22 protein-coding genes are annotated in these 23,650 nt (G+C 32.3%); all 22 read right to left on the reverse strand.

Annotation, left to right across the window (positions count from 1 at the left end; translation table 11 throughout):
* Positions 1–11: 11 nt before the first annotated feature.
* Positions 12–1,424 (reverse strand): DHA2 family efflux MFS transporter permease subunit, encoded by a 1,413-nt coding sequence (locus tag HS848_RS04490; protein ID WP_198611404.1) that lies wholly within the window; start codon positions 1,422–1,424, stop codon positions 12–14.
* 115 nt (positions 1,425–1,539) lie between these two features.
* Complete coding sequence (locus HS848_RS04495) at positions 1,540–1,989, reverse strand: MarR family transcriptional regulator (protein ID WP_198611405.1); 450 nt, start codon at positions 1,987–1,989, stop codon at positions 1,540–1,542.
* Between the two features lie 158 nt (positions 1,990–2,147).
* Positions 2,148–3,491: a branched-chain amino acid-like transporter carrier protein BrnQ3 gene (brnQ3, locus tag HS848_RS04500; protein WP_198611406.1), complete on the reverse strand. Its 1,344-nt coding sequence runs from the start codon at positions 3,489–3,491 to the stop codon at positions 2,148–2,150.
* A gap of 127 nt (positions 3,492–3,618) precedes the next feature.
* Entirely contained in the window at positions 3,619–5,508 is a 1,890-nt protein-coding gene (locus tag HS848_RS04505) for a vWA domain-containing protein (protein ID WP_198611407.1), read from the reverse strand.
* 12 nt (positions 5,509–5,520) lie between these two features.
* Positions 5,521–6,312 (reverse strand): ATP-binding protein, encoded by a 792-nt coding sequence (locus tag HS848_RS04510; RefSeq protein WP_107507931.1) that lies wholly within the window; start codon positions 6,310–6,312, stop codon positions 5,521–5,523.
* Positions 6,313–6,456: 144 nt separating this feature from the next.
* Positions 6,457–6,660, reverse strand: coding sequence for a DUF6501 family protein (locus HS848_RS04515; protein ID WP_107507957.1), 204 nt, complete (start codon positions 6,658–6,660; stop codon positions 6,457–6,459).
* 67 nt (positions 6,661–6,727) lie between these two features.
* Positions 6,728–7,537: a VOC family protein gene (locus HS848_RS04520; RefSeq protein WP_198611408.1), complete on the reverse strand. Its 810-nt coding sequence runs from the start codon at positions 7,535–7,537 to the stop codon at positions 6,728–6,730.
* Positions 7,538–8,239: 702 nt separating this feature from the next.
* Entirely contained in the window at positions 8,240–9,532 is a 1,293-nt protein-coding gene (sucB, locus tag HS848_RS04525) for a dihydrolipoyllysine-residue succinyltransferase (RefSeq protein ID WP_198611409.1), read from the reverse strand.
* 11 nt (positions 9,533–9,543) lie between these two features.
* A complete protein-coding gene (locus HS848_RS04530; protein WP_198611410.1) occupies positions 9,544–12,351 on the reverse strand; it encodes a 2-oxoglutarate dehydrogenase E1 component in 2,808 nt (935 codons plus the stop codon).
* 287 nt (positions 12,352–12,638) lie between these two features.
* Positions 12,639–14,000 carry a HAMP domain-containing sensor histidine kinase gene (locus tag HS848_RS04535; RefSeq protein WP_198611411.1) on the reverse strand — a complete coding sequence of 454 codons (1,362 nt, stop codon included), beginning with the start codon at positions 13,998–14,000 and terminating at the stop codon, positions 12,639–12,641.
* The gene (locus HS848_RS04540) at positions 13,997–14,656 is read right to left on the reverse strand and encodes a response regulator transcription factor (protein WP_198611412.1); all 660 of its coding nucleotides are present in this window, start codon (positions 14,654–14,656) and stop codon (positions 13,997–13,999) included. The genes HS848_RS04535 and HS848_RS04540 overlap by 4 nt, the downstream gene beginning before the upstream one ends.
* A gap of 835 nt (positions 14,657–15,491) precedes the next feature.
* Positions 15,492–16,115: a phosphatase PAP2 family protein gene (locus HS848_RS04545; RefSeq protein WP_198611413.1), complete on the reverse strand. Its 624-nt coding sequence runs from the start codon at positions 16,113–16,115 to the stop codon at positions 15,492–15,494.
* An 18-nt stretch (positions 16,116–16,133) separates the two neighbouring features.
* On the reverse strand, positions 16,134–17,201 hold the full coding sequence (locus HS848_RS04550) for an undecaprenyldiphospho-muramoylpentapeptide beta-N-acetylglucosaminyltransferase (protein ID WP_198611414.1): 1,068 nt from the start codon (positions 17,199–17,201) through the stop codon (positions 16,134–16,136).
* 18 nt (positions 17,202–17,219) lie between these two features.
* Positions 17,220–17,723 carry a GNAT family N-acetyltransferase gene (locus HS848_RS04555; RefSeq protein ID WP_107507923.1) on the reverse strand — a complete coding sequence of 168 codons (504 nt, stop codon included), beginning with the start codon at positions 17,721–17,723 and terminating at the stop codon, positions 17,220–17,222.
* Between the two features lie 23 nt (positions 17,724–17,746).
* On the reverse strand, positions 17,747–19,219 hold the full coding sequence (locus HS848_RS04560) for a S41 family peptidase (RefSeq protein ID WP_198611415.1): 1,473 nt from the start codon (positions 19,217–19,219) through the stop codon (positions 17,747–17,749).
* A 161-nt stretch (positions 19,220–19,380) separates the two neighbouring features.
* Positions 19,381–19,602, reverse strand: a complete 222-nt coding sequence (locus HS848_RS04565; protein ID WP_107507921.1) for a YozE family protein — start codon at positions 19,600–19,602, stop codon at positions 19,381–19,383.
* Positions 19,602–20,102, reverse strand: coding sequence for a PTS sugar transporter subunit IIA (locus tag HS848_RS04570; protein WP_107507920.1), 501 nt, complete (start codon positions 20,100–20,102; stop codon positions 19,602–19,604). The genes HS848_RS04565 and HS848_RS04570 overlap by 1 nt, the downstream gene beginning before the upstream one ends.
* A gap of 12 nt (positions 20,103–20,114) precedes the next feature.
* Complete coding sequence (msrB, locus tag HS848_RS04575) at positions 20,115–20,543, reverse strand: peptide-methionine (R)-S-oxide reductase MsrB (protein ID WP_107507919.1); 429 nt, start codon at positions 20,541–20,543, stop codon at positions 20,115–20,117.
* Complete coding sequence (gene msrA, locus HS848_RS04580) at positions 20,536–21,063, reverse strand: peptide-methionine (S)-S-oxide reductase MsrA (protein ID WP_198611416.1); 528 nt, start codon at positions 21,061–21,063, stop codon at positions 20,536–20,538. The genes msrB and msrA overlap by 8 nt, the downstream gene beginning before the upstream one ends.
* Before the next feature lie 109 nt (positions 21,064–21,172).
* Positions 21,173–22,018, reverse strand: a complete 846-nt coding sequence (locus tag HS848_RS04585; RefSeq protein WP_198611417.1) for a DegV family protein — start codon at positions 22,016–22,018, stop codon at positions 21,173–21,175.
* A 30-nt stretch (positions 22,019–22,048) separates the two neighbouring features.
* Positions 22,049–22,525, reverse strand: coding sequence for a dihydrofolate reductase (locus tag HS848_RS04590; protein ID WP_198611418.1), 477 nt, complete (start codon positions 22,523–22,525; stop codon positions 22,049–22,051).
* Positions 22,526–22,578: 53 nt separating this feature from the next.
* Positions 22,579–23,535 (reverse strand): thymidylate synthase, encoded by a 957-nt coding sequence (locus HS848_RS04595; RefSeq protein WP_198611419.1) that lies wholly within the window; start codon positions 23,533–23,535, stop codon positions 22,579–22,581.
* Positions 23,536–23,650 lie beyond the last annotated feature (115 nt).

Here is a 23,650-nt window from a genome sequence, read left to right on the forward strand (position 1 = left end):
ATTGCTTTTTATTAATCATTTTTGGATGTATTCTTTTTTACAAATAGTGAACAAATCAATCCTATAATTGTTAAGACGGTTAAGTACCAAAAAGTATGTTCAGCTCCATATGCTATAAGTGAAGGCCCAGATAGTTGAGTAGTTCCTTCTGATACACTTTTCATAGATATAGTATAAATTGTAATAGCGATAGTTGTTCCAGCAGAGCCACCTACTTGAATTAAAGTAGTAATTGTTGCGGAACCATCTGGATATAATTCTTTTGGCAATTGATTCAATGCATTAGTTTGAGCTGGCATCATAATCATTGTGACGCCAATAAACATCACTATAAAAGTGAGGATAATTACCCATATAGGTGTTGTTGCAGAAATTGTTAGCGCAAAAATAAGCATGGCAATAAAAAGGATGACGAATCCTAGCGTTCCAAATAATTTTGCTCCTAGCTTATCGAATAACTTACCTATTATGGGTGAAAGAACTAGATTGATCGCGTTTCCAGGTAGAAGAATTAAACCAGCCATTATGGAACTAAAGAACAATGCTCCTTTAATGTAGATTGGAAGTATAATACCTGTTCCTAAAATACATAAAATGACTAGAAAGACCATAGCAGCACCCAAATTAAACATTGGATATTTAAATACTCGTAAATTTAACATTGGGGAAGAAATACTGAATTGTCTTCTAACAAATAATGCTAATGAGACTATACCGATTAATAATGGGCCCCATACTGCCATTTGAGCGAATGACATTTCTGCCATCATATTTAATCCTAAAATAATACCTGAAAAACTAATCGTTGATAATATAATTGAGAAGATATCCACTTTAGGTTTAGTTATTTTAGCTACATTTTCCACTTTAATAAAGGCAATAAATAATATAATTATATATAATAAGGCGCTAATCCAAAATATATAATGCCAACTTAAACTAGAAATAATTACCCCTGCGATTGTCGGTCCTAACGCTGGGCCTGCAGTCATTACTAGCCCCATCATCCCCATGATAACTCCTCTTTTTTCTATAGGGAAAATGAGCATCAATACGGTTACCATTAATGGTAGTAGTATGCCTGTGCCTAGCGCTTGAATAATGCGTCCTAACAATAATATTGAAAATGTAGGAGCTACTGCAGCAGTTAAAACCCCTACCAATGACAATGTAACGCCTGAAACGATTAATGTCTTAGTACTAAACCATTTCATTAAATATACTGATATGGGTACTAAGCACGCCATCGTTAATAAGTAGCCTGTTGTAAGCCACTGAGCTAAAACTGCGGTAATATGATAATCTTTCATGATGTTAGTTAAAGCCATGTTTAAAGCTGTTTCACTAAAAAGCCCCATAAACCCGCCTAACATTAATACGAAAGCAAACATTTTTGGACTACGTACTTTTACTTGAGCTGTCATTTCATACCTCTTTCTTTATATTCTTCCTTTAAAAGACTTACTTAATATAGCAAAGAGGTTTTCGTTTTGTCAACTTAGTTGACAAAATTAAGGGATCAGAATCAACAATATATATCTAGTTAACTTTAAAATCTTCTAAATGCCAATCTGTTCCTAGATAGGTTTTTAATAATTTCATATTTTCGGCACCAATTTGTGTTTGAATATAAAGTTCGATTTGATGTTTTATATTTATATATTTCTCACAACAACTTTCTCCATATTGTGTCAATGCTACGCTTTTTTCTTTTTTATTGCCTTCAACATCACTAACAGTAACAATATTTTTTTCTTGTAAATTTTTAACTGCTTTATGAATGGCTTGACGAGATAAATTCATCCGGTCATTTAATTGAGATAAGCTAGATGTTCTTTTATAAATGATTGTAATTACGTACCATTGTGAACTTGATAAGTGATTGTCTAATATTTCATCATTAGTTAATTTTTCTATCATTGTTCTTAGCTCACCGTGACGCTCACTCATTAAATCTACGAAATCTAAATTTTCATGTATTTTCTTCATATCAGTCACCTTTTTATTTACTTTAATTTTTATTATAAGCTCTTATACTTTAAAATTCCCGTCAAAGCTGTGTGTAATTTTAGACATATTAAAACCAGTCTAGAACACTGTAAATGTACTAGACTGGTGAGATAAAAGTATATTCTCAAATAAAAAGCTTACTCTTTTTGGTATACAATATAATCTTGTTTAACAAATTTAGCTACGATATATCCGACTATAGTCGCTAAAATAGCAATTGGGAACCATTCTAAAGAATATTGCTTTAACGGTAACGCATCTATAAATGACATCTTTATCCAACCACTTGTATTAATTACGCTTAATATTGAGACAATCGTCACTATTACAATTGGTATTTGTTGTGCAATAGGTTTTGTAGGTATTAATCGAGCCATTAAAATAAGCAGAACTACAGTGATTGCCACTGGATAAATGATGCTTAAAACTGGCACAGACATTGTAATCACAGAATTTAAACCTAGATTTGCTAAAATAAAGCTGATTAAAGTAAAGAATACAGCATAAATTTTATAGGAAATTTTAGGGAAGATTCTATGGAAATATTGACTTACTGATACGATTAAACCACAAGCTGTAGTTAAACAAGCCAACGCTACAATAATTCCAAGCATATATTTTCCGAATACACCAAAGCCATTTGCAGCAATGGTCGTTAAGAGATAAACGCCGACATTTTGATCTTTAGATACAAGGTCTTTCAACGTACTTTCTGGTACATGCATGTGATTTCCAATATAACCTAAGGAAACATAAATAAAAACAAGCGCTACAGCTGCAATTAAGCCTGCCATCACAGTTTGTTTAAAGATATTATCTGCATGTTGAACACCAGTTGCTTTAATAGCATTAACCACAATCATAGAGAAAGCGATAGCCGCAATAGCATCCATGGTTAAATAACCTTCAGTAAAGCCTTTTGAAAAGCTTTCCAATCCAGAACTATATGCTTCCGGATTACCATGAGACGAGCCATTTCCACTAAAATCTACAAATCCTTTAACAATCATTGCTAAGATAGTAAGTAATAACAATGGTGTTAAAAGTGAGCCAATGCGGTCAACTATTTTCCCAGGATTAATACATAAATATAAAACGACTAGGAAATAAATGAGTGTAAATATAAATAAAGCTAATTTACTATTAGTATGTGCAATAGGCGTAATCGTCATCTCAAACGATGTCGAAGCCGTACGCGGTATTGCAAATAAAGGACCAATAGTTAAATAAATTATAATTAAAAAAGTAATTGAGAATTTAGGTGAAATTTTATTAAGTGAACCTACGTACCCTTGTTTATCAAGCGCGCCTACAATAACGCCCAGTAATGGTAAACCAATACCGGTAAGGCAAAAGGCTACAACTGCGGGCCAAAAAAATTGTCCACTATCTTGTCCTAAATTCGGTGGAAAAATGAGATTACCTGCACCAAAGAACATGGCGAACAAAGTAAAACCAATTATCCAAGTGTTCTTGTTCATAGAATTGCTCCTTTTTATGTATATGTGTGCAATATTTAACATTCTAGCACAAAAAGGAATTACAAGTCTATGTAATTTCAGAAAATTTGAAAATCTGAAATATATATAAATTATATAATATCTAAAATTAGAATGATTTTAATAATAATTTTTTCAGTAATGGAGATAAATGACTTGGTAAATTCTCTACACCTTCAACAAATAGCGCATATTGACCATAAATATTGTGGATAGTTTGTTCAATGTCTTCAGTAATTGCGTCTTGGCTTAAAAAGACATTAAATACTTCGATACCATATTTACGAGCCATTTCTACCGCCTCATAAGTATCTAAAATTCCATCTTGCGCATAGTTATAGGCAGATGGCTCTCCATCAGAGAATACAATTAAGAAGCGCTGATTGTGACTTCTTCTTAATAAACGTTCACTTGCTACCCTTATAGCGACACCATCACGATTGTCGTCTTGAGGACTTAATGACATAATGCGTGGCCCATTTTTCTCCATAGTAGAATAATCATAACCGATGATTTCATCGATGATATTCGGTTGTTTATTATCATCAGCTTCAAATGCGTCTTCATTAAAAGCTAAAATCTCATGTTTTACATTGAGTGATTTTAAAGTTTCATGGAAGAGTACTACACCTTTAATTGTTTCTTCCATTTTATCGAACATACTCGCTGATGCGTCGATCAATAATGTGAAAGTGGCATCGAACGTCTTACTTAAGTCTTGTTTTTTATAAAATAGCTTGTATTGATCATCTATAAACCAATTAGTTAAATCACGTTGTAAACGACCTTTAGTTAAATTATGACGCTCATCGACATGTTCACGGTCGATAGTTTTTTTAATAATTTGAATTAAATCCTTAGTTTCAAATTGAACGTCGTTTTTAGCGTTTTGATATTCACTGAGATATTCTGGCTCAATATCAGGTACTTTCCATTCTATTTCAACGTTATTATTAATCCCTTTAAGTGCAAAAGCAGCATTTTGACCTACTGCGCCGCCCTCTTCATTATCTAATGTACTCTCAGATCCGCGTCCTTTTTTAGTCATTATATCAGTCATATCATCTGTAGAATCGCCTTCACGAGCAGTGTCATTATCGCCAATAACGTCACTATTTTCGCCTTCGTGTAATTCCATTTCAAGATAAGCGCCACCTTCAGACTTGCTATCTTGAGCATTAGTTTCAGCCTCAGCTGTTTCAGCTTCAGATTCTTCATTTGTATTATCTTGTCCATCTACGTTACTTGCATCCGTACGTTTAATATCCTCAAATGTTAAGTCGTGAATTGCTTCATAGACTCTACGTGGCAGATGATAATATTCATTAAGCATATCTTTGGTTAACATATCATCGATTTGAAACATGATTCGTTGAGCGAGATACATATTGTCTTCTGATGTTTCATTTTGGAAAAAGTTAGGCAAATACTGCAACATATGATTTAAGATATCATCTAATTGTGGATGAATCGTCGGGATATCAAAGAAGTTTTGACTTAAAAATGCACGTTCCAAATATAAAAATAGTAAATCAGTATATACCGTTTTAGTCTTGTAAAATTTGATTTGAGACTCCGTATATGATAAACGCGTTTGTAGACGTAAATCGATTAATTTAGCGGTACTTGGACGTTCGTTTTTAATATGGTTAAATACACGCATATCTTCTAATAAACGAAAAATTTGATGATATAACTTTGGATGAGCAAATTCATCCTCATGTAAGACCTCATTAACGATTGATTCATCCATCATTTCATAGCCGTAAGCTGCTAGCATGACATCGGTTTTCAATCCAGCACTTTCAATCTCTTTTGGACGATGAGACCAGAACCAACTAGTGATAAGTGTATTATTGATAGGATCATAATAAGGGAATTTTTGTATTTTAACTTGTGTTTGTTCGTTTTTTAGTAGCAAGCGAGCTAAGTCTTGTAACATCATGACTTGTTTGGCATCTAATTGCTCATCATTAAATTTTATAAAACGATCACTCATAATAGCCCCTCTTTAAAAGTTTAATTCGATAGCATTTTTAATTGCTTGTTGTTCACGTTCATCTTCTAATTTATCGATAATTGTACGTTGAATTGCACGTTCGATTGGCATAACAGTAATTAAATCACTTAAATCGATTAACGCACGTATACTTGCTGCTTCTTCTGAAATTTGACCTTGTTTAGACATTGTACGTAAATCTTCATTAAATTTGATAATTTGTTCGATAATTTTATCATCTTGCAATCTACTTTGTTGCTTAATAACGTTTTTCAGAATATCGCCGTCGATGTAATCTACTTGAATTACCACGAAACGGTTTTTCAAGGCTTCGTTCATAGGTAAAGTACCTACATACCCTTCATTAATTGCAGCAATAACGTTGAAGCCGGGTGCAGCTTTGATAACTTCCCCAGTAAATGGATTAGTTAATTGACGTCTATAGTCGAGCACGCCATTTAAGATAGGTAATGTTTCTGGCTTAGCCATGTTAATTTCGTCAATGTATAAAATATGACCTTCACGCATAGCTTTAATAACTGGGCCATCAATAAATACTATTTCTTGTTGACCTTCTTCATTAGTTTTAATCGTTTTAAATCCTAGTAAACTTTCAGCATCTAAATCTACAGAGCAGTTAACTTGATGCATTGGAGTATTGACTTCTTGACCTAATGTTTCGGCTAATTTAGTTTTACCTGAGCCTGTTGGTCCTTTTAATAAAATATTTTTATTTAAACTAAACAATGCTTTAGCATCATTAAATACAGATTCATCTGAATTAATATATTGATTTTGTATCATTTTAAATTTACTCTCTCCTTTTTAACATGAAAAATAGCCCATGAGGCGGAATTAAAGTGCTTAGGAACGTTAGAATCATTATATAATGATAAACTCCTATCCTCTGAGCATATATTCTAAATGTAGTTACAATGATTAAACTAATTATACTTCTTTAAAATAATCTTTGAAATAGCCGCCAACTTTACCTGAATTATCAATAATTTGATAGTATTCTTCTGTTTCATTAATTACATCATATTGTTGTCCGATAGTTAACATATTAGAAACCGTAAATTTCTTAGCATCAGTATTAACTACTTCTACCTTTTTAATTGGTGTACGTTCCTTCCATGTTTCATGTAACATTGCCATATTAAAATCCTCCATTAATGTTAAAGTAATAATTTATTAAAATTCAGCTCAATGCTGATAATTATTTGTTGTCTAAAGTATAAATAAATGAGATACCACTATTTTCAGTAATCCTTAAAGACTTAGCATCTCCTTGATTCAATGACTGGTAAGGAATGCCAATTTCGTCCAACTCTCGTTGTGCTTTATTAAACTCTTCTATTGAATTAGCGCTAAATTCAACTTGTTCAACAATACCTTCTTCTTTTAATTCAACCGGTTCGTCAGGTTGATATAGATGAATTTCTCCACCTAAACCTCCTTCGCCAATTCGAAATACTTGAATAATTTGGCCTGAGAATTCGGTTGACTCATATTCTGCATAATGAGTTAAATTAAATACATTTTTGAAAATTGAAGCAGTGACCGGCAACTCATTAACCTTAATAATTACAGGACCGAGGCCTTGTAACTGATGGAGCGGATTGACTGAACTATCAAAGGTTGGTGTACCTAAACCAACTCCGGTATTATGTTCATTAGAATAAATATCGAATATTTGATGATTCGCATCTTTAAAATCAAAATGTTTATTTCCATTTAATTCAGTTACCGGATTAAAATCAATATGATGTTCTTTTAAAATAGATTGATATTCATCCAAACCTGAATCAGTTGGTGTTCTTAACCCTACACTTGAGATATGTTGATTCTCATATTCAGGATTAGCAACCTCTACAAAATGAAGTCTAGTACCTGGATTTAAATCAGCATCCCCGAAACGTAAAGCCTGATTCTTAGATGCAACATTTAATCCTAAAACATCTTTAAATAATTCTTTCGTTTTAGAAAGATCGCTTGTGCCTATCGTGACACTTCTAAGTCCGCTCATTTATTGACACCCCTAATATTTGTCTTTTCCAATATATTATAACGCATTTTAAATACGATTTATATGATGAGGTATTGGGTCAAAGATATAATGATTGTAAAGATTATTAACGAACTATAATTAATTAAAAGTTGTTTAAAGTTCGATAATTTTAAATTGATATTTTGTATAAAGAATTACAAAACTAACTCCCCTACCTTTATTTTATTAGTGAGGGGAGTTGGTCGTTTATTTCTTTTTGCACTAAAGAATAGTGAGTTTGAATTGCTTTAAAGTTCGTTATTTACCATTTTGTAAATATATAAGCTAAATAACTTAATACTTATATTTAGCTTTTAACAACACTAAACAACTATTATTCATACTTTTATGCTAGATAAGTTGTAATTATATTATAAACCATTTTACTTTAATTAAATGAAAGTTTAGTCCCTAACCTGCAGATGTGTATAGTTATGGTTATGTTATTGCAATATTGAAAATTAAGTCTATATTTGCCTTGTTATATAGCATAGACAAGGATAAGACTTTTCAGAAGCCCGGTTCCAGATATCCACTCCTTTAGCTCGAATTATATCTTAAAATAGCATATAGGCTTATCTAAAAGAGTGATAAGAACATAAAAAATCCAATTGAAATTGCGACATCTCAATTGGATTTTAAATCATTTATATTTCAAATTTTAAATTGATTATATTTGAATTAGCTTTCGAGTAGTAAGTCTTCAGGGCTTTCAATTAACTCTTTAATTGTTTTTAGGAAACCAACTGCTTCCTTACCATCGATAATTCTGTGATCATAACTTAAAGCGATATACATCATTGGTCTGTTTTCAATAGTATCTTTATCAATCGCGATAGGACGCGTAATAATTGAATGCATTCCCAATATCGCTGCTTGATTACCATTGATAATTGGAGTACTCATCATTGATCCAAATACGCCACCATTAGTGATAGTAAACGAACCATTAACCATGTCATCTAAGCCAAGTTTTTTATCACGTGCTTTTACAGCTAAATCTGCAATTGCATTTTCAAGTTCAGCAAAATTTTTCTTATCACAATCTCTAACGAAAGGTACTAATAAACCATCGTCAGTTGATACAGCAATACCGATATCATAGTATTGTTTAGTAATCATATCGTCGCCGTCAATTTCAGCATTAACTTCAGGATATTTCTTCAATGCTGCTACTGCTGCTTTTGTAAAGAATGACATGAAACCTAATTTAGTACCATCGTGGTCTTTAATAAATTGTTCTTTTTTACGTTTACGTAATGCCATAACATTTGTCATATCAACTTCATTAAATGTTGTTAACATTGCAGTATTATTAGATACTTCTAATAATTTCTTGGCAGCAGTTTTCTTTCTACGTGACATTTTTTCACGAATTACTGGTTTATTAGGAGCGCTTGATGATTTTTTAGATTCTTCTTTTTTGCTTGGTTCTGATGCTTTATTAGAAGATTGTGTTTGACTAGCTTTTTGATTATTATCGATATCATCTTTGCGTAAAATATCATTACCTTTTCCAGAAACTGAACTTAAATCAACACCATTTTCGCGTGCGTGACGACGTGCAGAAGGTGTCGCATTAACACGTTGATTAGATGATGTTTCTCCAGTTGATTCATCAGTTGCTTTTTCTGATGTGTCTTTTGATTCTTCTTTAGATTCAGTTGGCGCATTATCTTTATCTTCAGTAGTGTCTTCAGCTTTCTTATCATCTTGATTGTCTGAAGAGTTATTACCACTGCCTTCCCCAACAGTAGCAATGACTTGACCCACTTCAACTGTATCTCCTTCAGAAGCGAGTTGTTCTTGTAAAACACCTTCTTCTTCTGATACAACTTCAACATTGACTTTATCAGTTTCTAATTCAAGAATGGCTTCTCCTTTTTCAACGCTATCTCCTACGTTCTTTAACCATTCTGCAATCGTACCTTCCGTAATAGATTCTGCTAATTCTGGAACTTTTACCTCTGGCATAGTATTTCCCCCTAGTTATTTTTCATACTACTTTCAATAATTTTATTTTGAACAAGCTTATGAATTTCTCCATCACCTTCAGCTGGTGCCGCACGTTGAATTCTACCGTGATAGCTTAGGTTATATTGATCGCCTACAAGAGATTTTAAGTATGGATAAACAAATAACCATGCACCTTGGTTTTTAGGCTCTTCTTGAACCCATGAAACTGTTTCAAGATTTGGTAATTCGTTTAACACTTCTTTAATTTCCTCTTCAGGGAATGGATATAATCTTTCGACAGCTACTAACAAAATAGACTCATCAGGATTTTTAGCTAAATGTTCTTTTAAATCAATTAACATCTTACCTGAAGCTAAAATGACTTTTGTAACTTTATCTTTATTAGCTTCATCAACGATAATTGGTTTAAAACCACCTGATGTAAATTGGTCAATTGGTTGAGCCACTGTTTTGTTTCTTAATAAACTTTTAGGTGACATAACAATTAATGGTCTCATAGCCTCTGTATTTAGACTTTTAGCTTGAGCTCTTAATAAATGGAAGTAGTTACTAGAACTTGATAAGTTAACTACTGTACTATTATTTTCAGCTGCAAGTTGTAAAAATCTTTCAAGACGAGCTGATGAATGTTCTGCCCCTTGGCCTTCAAATGCATGAGGTAAAAATAGAGTCAAACCACTGCGTTCTCCCCATTTTGCACGTGCAGAAGACATAAAGTTATCAAAGATCATTTGAGCCATGTTTGAGAAATCACCATATTGTGCTTCCCAAATATTCATACTGTTTTTATTCTCAACATTGTAACCATATTCAAAGCCAACGACAGCTGCTTCTGATAACGGACTATTATGAACTTCAAATGTTGCTTTTTGATCCGGCACATGATGTAAAGGAGTGAATGTATCTCCATTTTCTTCATCATGTAATACAGCATGTCTATGACTGAATGTTCCTCTTTCGCTATCTTGGCCAGTTAAACGCACTGATATGCCGTCTTGAACAATAGTCGCAAACGCAAGTTGTTCTGCTTGAGCCCAGTCGACTAAACCATCTTCTTTTTCAAATGGCTCTCTACGTTTTTCAAGAACTTTATTAAGCTTTTTCAAAACATGGAAATCTTCTGGATACGTTAACATCGCATCATTAATTTCTTTTAAATGCTCGAATGAGAAATCTGTATCATCACTTTGTAAAGGAAGCTCAAGTGATTCGGGTTTTTCCATATCTGGATTATCCATTTTATCAGTTTTATCGATTTTATCTTGAGCAGCACGCATTTCTTTTTGCACGTTATCCATTATTTCATCCATTTGTTCTTGAGTTATAACTCCTTCATCTACTAATTTTTTACCGTAGATAATTTCAACAGAATCATGTTTACGAATACTTTGATATTGAACAGGGTTAGTGATTGATGGTTCATCCATTTCGTTATGCCCGTAACGACGGTAACCTACTAAATCAATTACAAAGTCTTTATGGAACTCTTTTCTAAATTCCATAGCAATATCAATCGCTTCGATAGTTGCTTCAACATCGTCCGCATTAACATGTAATATTGGAACATCATAACCTTTAGCAATATCTGTAGAATAAGTTGTTGAACGACCGTCGATAGGTTCAGTAGTAAAGCCAATTCGGTTATTAGTAATGATATGTAATGCGCCACCAGTAGAATAACCATCAAGATTACTTAAGTTCATCGTTTCAAAATTAATACCTTGTCCTGGATATGCTGCGTCCCCATGGATGATAATTGGCATAGCCTTATGGAAATCAGTCGTAGGACCACCATGATGTTGTGTATTATCTTGTGAAGCACGTGTTCTACCAATTACTACTGGTGCCACGACTTCTAAATGACTTGGGTTATTTGCTAATGAAATACGTTGTTCAATACCATATGAAGATGTAGTTTTAACGCCACCTAAGTGGTATTTAACATCGCCAGTCCATCCAGCAGTTAGTTCTAAACTGCCATCTTCCGGTAAGAATTTCATAGGGTCTGTATGCATAAACTCAGAAATCATCATTTCATAAGGTTTCTCAAGTACATGAGTTAATACGTTTAAGCGACCTCTATGGGCCATACCAATTTGAATATTCTGAATTTCGACTTCTGCAGCACGTTTTAATGTTTGTTGAAGCATTAATACTAATGAATCTACACCTTCAATAGAGAAACGTTTAGCTCCAACAAAGTTTTTGTGTAAATATTTTTCAAAACCTTCAACATGAGCTAAAGTATCAAATAATTGTTTTTTCTCATCATTATTAATAGTAGCTCGGTAAGGTGTTTCAATACGACGTTTTAACCATGTACGTTCTTTATTATTGTTAATATGGTTATATTCGAATGCAATCGATCCCTTATAACGCTTCTCCATGCGTTCGATTGCTTCATATGCGTTATCATAAATATCACTGAAATGATCTGAGACAATACTTGAAGAAATGTTCTCTAATGTTTCTTTGTCTAAGTTAAAATCTTTCATTGTCAGTTTTGGAACGTTGGTTCTTTCAGGAGTATTTACAGGATAAATAGCCGCCATGAGATGGCCGTATTGACGTATATTATCGATTAAGCGCATAATGCGTTTGATGGTGTCATCACTTGCTGATGAGCCACTCCCTTCAGTGGCAGGCTGTGCCTGAATATTTGCTTCACCATTTTTAATTGTACTAAAAAGAACTTGTAAATCATCTGGTACAGAAGTAGGATCTTGTAAATAATCATCATATAAATCAAGCATAAGTCCTAAATTTGCACCAAAGTTTACAGGAGCTTCCGTAACATCCTTGTTATCCTTTGCCATAATGTACCCTCCACAAAATAGTTAAACCGCTTACATGACAATAATAGCACTATTTAGCACTTTGATAAAGTCTATTAACTGAATATTATGGAAAAACAATGAGGTTAAGACAAAACATATAGCTAATAGCAAAATTAAGTGAGAGAGTGGTATAGAAATCTTAATGTCTTACACTCTATTCCTTAAAATGTTTACTATAGCTCTTGCTTTGGTAACCTTAATTAATTGATTGGTTCACAAAGCATTCACGATGATTGTCTTAACCCCAAATTTATATATATATAATATTATTTGAATATGATTTTAAATTTAGTGTATTTATTGACTTCACTTTCAACTAATATATAGCCACCATATTGTTGAACAATTTTTTCAGCGATAGATAATCCTAATCCATTCCCACCTTGACTTCTCGCTCGGGATTTATCAACCCTATAAAAACGATCAAAAATGAAATCTTGGTCTTCTTTAGGAATACCTAGTCCGTGATCAGTGATTTCAATACTAGTTTGTTTATTACGTAAGTTTGTTTTGATATGAACATGTTTATTATCTTTATCGTATTTCATCGCATTATCTATAAAAATTAATAAGAGTTGTTCAAATTGATGACGATTAATTTTTAACGTTAATGGTTTGTTAGCTAAATCTGTTTCAAATTTATAGTCAGGATGTAATTGTTTCAACGATTTAATACGAGACCGTATTTCATCATTGATATTTACTTCTTCAGATTCTAAGATTTGGCTATTCACCTTATCTTTTGTTAAAAGTAATAATTCCTCAACAAGTTTTGTGATCCGATTCATTTCTTCTAAAGAAATATTAAGTGATTCTTCTAAAATTGCTGGGTCTTTTTTACCCCATCTTTGAATTAAATTTAAATGTCCTTGTATAATTTGTAAAGGAGTTCGTAATTCATGTGAAGCATCCTCAACAAACTGCCGCTGTTGATTAAAAGAGTCTTCAATTTGGTACATCATATCATTAAAGGTATCAATTAAATTGTCTGTTTCTTCATAATTCGTATTAAGTTCTAATTTCTTCTGAAAACCATCACGTTTAATCTGATTCATCTTATTAGACATCGTTACTAATGGTTTCGTGATTTGAGTTGAGAAGATGTAGCTAATACCGCCAGTAATAATAGTAGCTAGTAACCCAAAAGCAATTGCTACAACGTATAGAGATCGTACTACATTGTTATAGCCTTCTAGAGAGTGCGCGAGTACGCTATAACCTTCGAAATAACGAGTGTGAATAGGTTCGGTTAAAATGAGATATTGCACACCTTCATTGCGTTTCACTTGGATATGTTCTATCTTTGTGAAATCAATTGAAGGTTTAAAATTCATACCATTTTCATTTGAAGTTTGCATAATTTGTTTGCCATCTCGATCATAAATAATAGCTTCTTCAAAGTTTTCTAGTGACGCACTCAAATCTAATGTAGATATATTATTAATGGATTTAGTTTGAATTAAATTTACGATATCACTTAAACTGTGCTCAGCTTCATCAATTTCGCCATGTCTTAATGTATCTTTAAGAAAAAAGATAATGATTAAGCAAAACAAAATAATTGTAGTGAACATTATGAGGGTAGTTATCATCATCCATTTGTATTGTAAAGTACGTTTTTTAATCATCTAATCACATACCCAACGCCACGAACTGTTTCGATTGTCTTTTCTTTGCCAAATGGTTTTAATTTATTTCTTAAATAACGAATGTAAACATCTACTACATTTGTTTCAACTTCACTGTCATATCCCCACACATGATCGAGGATTTGCTCTCTTTGTAAAACATGATTACGGTTTGTAGCTAACAAATATAGTAAATCATATTCTGTTTTAGTGAAATCCAATTGTTGACCCTCTATAGTCACTTTAAAGGCAACAATATCTATTTTAATTCCATTTATATCAATAATATCCTTTTGTGGTTGTCGGCGTAGCACGGCACGTATACGGGCAAATAATTCTTCTATTTCGAATGGTTTGACGATGTAATCATCAGCGCCATAGTCTAAGCCTGTTACCTTATCATACGTATCACTCTTTGCGGTAATAATGATAATAGGTGTACTTTGTTGTTGACGCACACGACGACATATTTCTAATCCATTAATATTAGGTAACATTAAATCTAATATAATTAAGTCGTAATTATTGGTAAGTGCTTTATCTAGACCAGCTTGGCCTTCATATTCAATATCTACACTGTAGTTATCATGAGTTAATTCTAACTCTAAGAAACGAGCTAAATTTTGTTCATCTTCAACGATTAATATATTTGTCATTGTTTAAAAACACCTCTTATTTAATATGAAAAAAGTTAGGACTATAAGTATGTATAATAGAACGTTGTTAATCCTAAATGATGAGCAAAATTATCACTCAAAATTGGCAATTTATGATTTGTTCTGACAAAACGTCTAATTTTAAAAGCCCTTTTTAAATAAAAGTAAATATAGTGATATTTAAGACTTTTTAAATTGAGTATGGGATACGTCAATCATTTCCATAAAGAGACTGAAACAATAATATAAAAATGAATCAGTTGGCAGTAATGGTCTGAAATGAAATTCAGACATTAATAATTTGTGCTTTTAAAAACCGATAAACGATATTCTAAAAGTAGGATTCTGTCCCGCTCATTAGATTTCTGTCTCGCTCCCACTCTTTTAAGCTATTTTGCATAGACTATATTTTATCACATAAAAGCTTAAAAATAAGCGTTTCATTTGAAATGATATGACAGTTTAACGAAGTGTAAGATATGAAAGTTTTAAAATATAAAATTTAATTGAGAATTTTTCGCATTTATAATTGACAATGATTCTCAGTACTGTATAATAATATTTGAAAATGATTATCAATACCGACTAAGACAATTCCCCCCACATATATTTCGTTCTTAAAGGATTGATCATTTTCAAGTTATTCCCCTTTTATATGCCCGTAAAAGACTAACGTTAAAGTTTTCAAATTAACTTTGAACGTTTTAATTAAAGCAGTGAATCTAATGCCGAGATTCACTGCTTTTTTATATGTTTATTAATATGCATTTGTTACATATAGAAAAAGAGACTGAAACATTGTGACAATGTCTCAGTCTCGCTCGCATAAAATCTTTTAACTTGATGAAGGATACAATTGCTTTTTCAAAATTAAAGTTGAAAGCACAATACAAAATGCTCCGCCAATAATTCCAGCAATTACATCAGTTGGGTAGTGAACACCTAAATATACTCTAGAAATAGAAATGAGCATAATAAAGAGTGCGCAAAGTCCAATTAATACACCTTTGTAACTTCCTGACATTCGTCGATTAGCTATAAATATAGCACTGCCAAAGAATGAGGTTGAACCCATAGCATGGCCACTAGGAAAACTAAATCCTGTGATATCAATAAGACGTAATAAAGTAGGACGTTCACGGTCAAAGATATTTTTTAGCACTGGATTAATGATACTAGATAAAATCATGACAATTACAAAAAATAAAGTTTCGATTCTATATTTTTTAAGCATTAGATAGGCCACTAGCATTAATGATAAACAGACCATAGCCCATACTTCGCCGATTTTAGTAGCACCTAGTAAGATTGAAGTTGTTATAAAACTCTCTGACGAGTATATAAATTCATAAACTTCATTATCTACCCATTTGCCTAGGCGTGATTCATGGAAAAAGGCAATAATTCCAAATATTAATGTAAAAATAATAAGTAAGGTAATACGCTTTGTACGATTCATTGTGTGCGCCTCCCAAGCTTATAAAGCATCTTTTAAAATTTTATTGAATAAATCTTCTTTTGTATAACTTTCTTTGTAAGTTTCCATTTGTTTAATTATAGCGTCACGATTAGCTTCTATGTCTTTTAATTGCTCTAATAATTTAATTTGAGTTAATTGATCTTCAGGAATGAATCTTCCGTAACCTTTTGATTCGAAATTCTTAGCGTTATCAATTTGGTCACCACGTGATTGATCTAATCCTAAAGGAATTAACAACATAGGGAGGCGTAAAGTTAAAAATTCATAGATTGCATTGGAACCAGCACGACTTACCACAGTATCTGTAATTGCTAATAAGTCTGTAAGTTCTTCTTTAACAAATTCATATTGGACATACCCTTTTTTATCATATGAGTTGTCTACTAAATCATGACCTGTTAAGTGAATGATCTGATAATCATGTAATAAAGCTTCTAAATTTTCACGAATGGATTCATTTAATTTTTTACTACCTAAGCTGCCACCCATAACTAGTAAAACTTTTTTAGAATTATCAAAACCAGTAAGTTGATAACCACGGTCCTTTTGGCCTTCTTTTAAGTCTTCACGAATTGTAGCGCCCACAAAATCAGCTTTTTCGCGTGGTAGATATTTTAATGTATCTTCAAAGGTAGTATAGATTTTTTTAGCAAATTTCAACGAGATTTTATTTGCTAGTCCAGGCGTTAAATCAGATTCATGAATAATCGTAGGAATATTTAAAGAGCGCGCAGCTATTACAACTGGTACTGAAACGAACCCACCTTTAGAAAATAATATATTGGGCTTTTCACGTTTAAGTACCTTGCGTGCATCGAGTACACCTTTTAACACTTTAAAAATATCCTTTGCATTATCAAAAGATAAATATCTACGTAATTTACCGCTAGATATGGGATGGTATTTAACATTAGGTAATTGAGTTTCTATCATTTCACGTTCAATACCCTCTTTAGACCCAATATAGAACGCTTCGTGTCCTTTTTCGGTAGCAGTTGGTATTAGACTTAAGTTTACTGAAACATGTCCAACTGTACCGCCGCCGGTAAATGCTATTTTAGCCATAGTTATTAACCTCTATTCTTATATGTTTTTATAGTATGCATAGAAAGGTGCGCCTCTATCAAATGGATGATAGTCTATTTCTGCTTCGCCAACCTTTTCAAAACCAAATTTCTCAAAAAGACCTTGAGCAGGTTTATTTAAAGCAAATGTATCAGTTAATATAACATGGATGCCATGCTCTTCAGCTAAATTGACTGCGAAGTCGAAAAGTTGAGTGGCTGCACCTTTATAGTTTTGTGAACCAGCTAATCTATGAATGACATAAGCACCTTCTCTATCAACTGGCCATTCTAAATCATCATACCATTCTGATTGTTGTTGGTCGACCACTATAAAACCATAAATTGTGCTTTTTTCTTCTAACACGTATAGTGTTTTAGCGTTAATATCTTCTTCAAAATGTTCAGTCACAGGATATTTGTCATCCCATTGGTTATTATCAAATTCTTGCATTAATTCTTTTGCTTCTTGGACTAACGTTTCAATTTGGGAGATATCCTCCATAGTACCTAATCTAATCATTTGTTTAAATACACCTCTTTACTTTATTTAAGTTTATCTATTAATTTATCTAATACTGTATCTTCTTTGTTAGATTTTTCAACTAATAACTGTGTGAATTTCTCATTAGTTTTGGTATCGAATTTACCATTTGTTGTTAAATTGTGCTCGTTTTGGAATTGCTTAATAGCTTGTTCTAAATCTGTATCAAATTGATTAGACTCGTCATTAGTGTGATATCCTAGCGCGTCTAAACCTATTTTTATTGATTTAATATTTTTATTACTGTCACCGACTGAATATGTTTTATCAGTTGGAATGACACTTATAGATTGATATTTAGGAGAACTAATTTTAACATCTGGTTGGATTCCTTTGCCATGGATATAATGACCATCAGGAGTTAACCATTTCATTTGCGTATATTTCAATAATGAGCCGTCTTTAAATTCACGTGTAGTTTGTACTATACCTTTACCAAATGTTTTAGAGCCATATACTTTCGCTTTATTGTAATCTTTCATGGCTCCAGTAAAGACTTCAGAAGCACTTGCAGAACCTTCATTAACTAATATACTCACTTTCATATCTTTTGCTTCTTTTAATGAGTTGTTTGACGTCGTAATAGGTTCTGTATCATCACCTTTTTTAAGCTTAACGACTGTTTGATCTTTATCAATAAAGATATTAGCCATTTTGACAGCTTCATCTAATAGTCCACCCGGATTATTTCTTAAATCTAATACGATATCACGGACACCATCTTTGTGTGCTTTGATAATAGAGGATTTTAATTCTCCGGCAGTGTTTTCTTGAAATTTATTAATTGTAAAGACGCCAACGTTATTTTTCTTTTTGTATTCAACACTTTTAACGTGAATTTTATCACGTTTGATATCGATATCTTTTTCTTGAGAACCACGCTTAATAGTAAGTGTCACTGTTGTACCTTCTTTACCTCTTACCATTTTAACAATCTGGTCTAATGGTTTATCTTTAGTAGATTTACCATTCACTTTAGTGACTACATCTTTTGGTTTAATACCAGCTTTTTCGGCAGGAGAATCTTTCATTGGACTTGTAATCATAATTTGTTTATCTTTCTTTTGCATTTCTGCGCCTATTCCTACGAAGTCACCAGACACATCTTCATTGAAACTTTTAGTTTTATCTTTCGTCATATATTCTGAATATGGATCATCTAATTCTTTAACCATACCGTCAATAGCTGCTTCTGTTAATTTATCAGAATTTTGCTTTTTATAATAATCATTGTTTAAAGTTTTATAAGCATATTCTATTTTTTTCATTTCTTTAGCTTCACTTTTAGTTAATCCACTAATTTTGTGACTAATTCCAATAGTAGCTGCGACTGTTATGCCAGCTGTGATAAGAATAGTAACTAATAATAATAATATGAATTGCCAAACTTTTAAGCGTACTTTTTTATTTGATGATGTCGTTTCTTCTGATTTAGATCTATTATTATCATTATATTCTTCAGATTTGTTACTCATAAAACCACTTCCTCTTGTAACCTCTATGTATTTATATTGAATGATGTCGAAAAGATATTACTAGTATGTCTTTATTTTAAATTAAACGCAACTTAAAAGGGACGATTTTATAGACGCAATATAAAAGCTGAGACGTTAAGGGTCTCAGCTTTTGTCTTAACTTAGAATTTTAACCATTCTTGATATTCAGCGTACAAATCATCAAAGATAGACATTGGTAATGTGATATCACTTTGCATTTCAATATAATCGGATAATTTGTTGAAGTCACTCTCATGCTTAGGAAACGATAAATCATTAAAGATTTCTTCTGCTAGTTCCCCTTTACTATCTTTGCGACCTCTTGCTGTTAAAGCAAATTGATAAAATGAATGATCTTTCATTAGCTCATTGTCACATCAACGATTTTAGTTTCACCTTTGATAACAGCTTGTGCATCATTGATATAAATAGATTCAGTTTGATCAGAATTTGTAATAATAATTGGTGAAATAACATCTTTAGCATTATTTCTAATAAATTCTAAATCAAATTTAAGAAGCGGGTCACCGACTTGAACCGTATCTCCACTATTTACTAAAATTTCAAAGCCTTCTCCATCTAATTGGACAGTGTCTAAACCAATGTGTACTAAAAGTTCTAAACCATTATCTGCCTTTAAACCAATTGCGTGTTTAGTTGGAAAGACATTATCAACTTTACCTTCTATAGGTGATACAACTTCACCTTCAGTAGGATTAATTCCAAAGCCTTCGCCCATCATTTTTTGTGCAAAAACAGGGTCGGGAATTTCTTCGATATTTACATACTCACCTGTAATTGGTGCATAAATTTCAATGTTTTTATCTACTTCTTTACCTTTTCCAAATAATTTTTTAAACATTAACTGTCACTCCTATTTTTCAAAGTATGGTATTAAATCACCGTATCCAAGTTCTTCTAGTTTTTCGTATGGAATAAATTGGATAGCTGCCGAATTAATGCAGTAGCGTAATCCGCCTTGATCCTTAGGGCCATCATTAAACACGTGGCCTAAGTGGCTGTTGGCACCTTCTGATCTAACTTCAGTTCTAACCATTCCAAATGTTTTATCCACAAGTTCAATTATTTCATCATCATCAATAGATTTTGAAAAACTTGGCCATCCGCAATCTGATTCGAATTTTTCTTCAGATGTAAAAAGTGGTTTACCTGAAATTTTATCGACATAAATGCCTTTATCAAAATGATTCCAGTATTCATTTTGAAATGGTGGTTCTGTACCATTTTCTTGCGTTACTAAATATTCCATTTCATTTAATTCATTTTTATTTTTTTTAATCATTTTGAGACCCCCAATGTGATTCGATAAATGCTTTGCGGGCTGACCCACGTTGGTATTGTTCGTAATGCATTGGATTTTTCTTATAATAGTCTTGATGATAATCTTCAGCTGGGTAAAAGTTTTTATAAGGAAGAATAGGTGTCACAACAGGTTTCTTGAACACACCTTCTTCGTTAAGTTGTTGTATCTTTAGCTCAGCAGCCTTTTTTTGATGTTCATCATGATAAAAAATAGCTGGTTCATAGCTCTCGCCTCTATCAAAGAATTGTCCACTATTGTCAGTTGGATCAAATGTTTTAAAATAGACGTCTAAAATATTTTCGAAGGACGTGATTTCTGAATTATAAGTGATTTGAACTGCCTCTCTGTGACCAGTTTGATTTGTACAAACTTGCTCATAAGTAGGATTTTCAACGTGTCCGCCACTATAACCAGACACTACACTTTCAATGCCAGGATAAGATGTGAAAGGTTTTACTAAACACCAAAAGCATCCTCCTGCGAATGTTGCGTATGCCATATAATTACCTCCTCTATCATTACTTAAATTTACGATAATATTAGCTTAATTTAAAGTAATTTACTCAGCTATGTCTCGTAACTCCCAAGTAAGTATAGATAAAAGTGTATTACTTCGCTTCTCTAACTACAACTAGACCAATAGCACCTTGGCCAGTATGAGTAGTCACCACAGGTGTAGTTACGTTAACATCATACTCATGTTTACCGAAAGCATCGTCAAATTGAGTTTTAAGCTTTTCGACAAATTCAATTACATTCGCATGGGCTACACCAATTGATTTGATTTTATGTTTGTCTATAAATTCTGAAATTTCTTTTTTCAAATATTGAATACTTGAGTTTTGTGTACGTGAATTATGAACAATTTCAAGATAGCCATCTTCAAGTGTACCAATAGGTTTGATTTTCATAATATTACCAATAAAACCTTTAGTCTTACTAATTCGTCCACCTTTAATTAGTTGATTTAATTGGCCAATCACTACAAACAGTTTAATATTTTTTTGTAATTCTTGAATTTTAGTGACAATTTCATTTGTTGAGAGATTAGTGTTTACTAATTCTACTAATCGTTGAATTTGATAACCTAAACCAAATGAGATGGATTTAGAATCGATGACTGTGACGTTGGCATCGACCATATCACTCGCTTGAAGCGCAGTTTGGTAAGTGCCACTAAGACCAGAAGCCATGTGAATACTAATAATTTCAACATCTTCTTGTCCTAATTGTTCATATAGTTCTATGAATTTGCCGATGGGCGGTTGACTTGTTTTAACATCTGCATCTTCTTCTATTCTTTGAATATAATCTTTAGATGAAATATCAATTTGGTCTACATATGATTGTCCGTCGATAGTTAAACTCAAAGGGACAACATGTATATTGTGTTGCGTTAAATAGTCTTGTGATAAATCTGATGTAGAATCAGTCACAATTATTTGTTTAGTCATAACTGCCTCCGCTTAATAATTTATTTTTGTTTATTTTCTTACAAGATGTAAAAAGGTATGTGGAATTTTATTTTTTTCATCTAATTGACCTTCTTCTGATGAAGCAATTTCCCACTCTTCAAATGTATAAGGTGGGAAGAATGTATCACCTTGATGTTTACCTTCAACAACAGTGATATACATATCATCCACCTTATCCATCATTTCTTCAAAGAGTGTTTGTCCCCCAAATATAAAAATATGACCTTCTAACTCATAAATTTCATCAATTGAATGAATGACATCCACACCTTCTACGTTAAAAGAAGTATCGTGAGTTAAAACGACATTTCTTCTGTTAGGTAGTGGTTTACCGATTGATTCAAAAGTTCTTCTTCCCATCACTAAAGTATTACCGGTAGAAAGTTTCTTTACATGTTTTAAATCGTTTGGTAAGTGCCAAGGTAATGCGTTATTGTAACCAATCACTCGTTGTTGGTCATGTGCTACTAGAATTGATAAAGTCATGATCTTACCTCCAGGTTTTATATTTGAGTATATTTATATAATTAGTAAATTTATCATACTGCTATTGGAGCTTTAATTGATGGATGAGATTCATAATTTACTATTTCTAAATCTTCATAATTAATATCAAAAATAGATGCATCTGAATTAATCTTTAAAGTTGGTGGAGTAAAACTATCTCTAGATAGCTGAGTTTGAATAGCGTCAATATGATTTGAGTAAATATGGGCGTCGCCAAATGTGTGAATAAACTCTCCAACCTCAAGATTACATTCTTTAGCGATAAGATGAGTTAGAAGTGCATAACTAGCAATATTAAATGGAACGCCTAGAAAAATATCTGCACTACGTTGATAAAGTTGGCAGCTTAATTTACCCTCTTGAACATAAAATTGAAACATTGTGTGGCAAGGAGGTAAAGCCATAGTATCAATTTCGGTAGGGTTCCATGCCGATACAATATGTCGACGAGAGTTAGGATTTTCTTTGATTTGTTGAATCACCGTTTTAAGTTGATCAAAGTGATTACCTTCTTTATCTACCCAATCACGCCATTGCTTACCATAAACATTCCCTAAATCACCATATTTTTTCGCAAATTCATCATCATTAAGAATTTGTTGTTTAAACTTTTTCATCTCTTCTTTATAAAGCTCATTAAATGCTTCATCTTGGAGTGCTCTATGTCCAAAATTACTCATATCTGGACCTTTATAATCACTTGATTGAATATACTTTTCAAAAGCCCATTCATTCCAAATATTATTATCGTATTTAAGTAAGTACTGAATATTCGTATCACCTTTTATAAACCACAATAATTCAGTAGCGATTAGTTTAAACGATACTTTTTTAGTAGTTAACAAAGGAAAGCCTTTAGACAAATCGAATCTTAACTGATGACCGAATTTTGATATCGTACCTGTATGTGTTCTATCATCACGTTGTCTGCCAAGCTCTAAAATCTCTTCGCATAAACTATGATACGCTGAATCAAATGGATTTAGCATATTTTCATCTCCTAGAATTATTTATATTAATGTTTATTATACTAGAAAACTGATACTTATAAAATTAAATGTAGGTCAATTTCTCAATTTTAAATATGATAAAAAAACGTCTAAC

The sequence above is a fragment of the Staphylococcus caledonicus genome (genome assembly GCF_016238465.1).
Taxonomy (GTDB): Bacteria; Bacillota; Bacilli; order Staphylococcales; family Staphylococcaceae; genus Staphylococcus; species Staphylococcus caledonicus.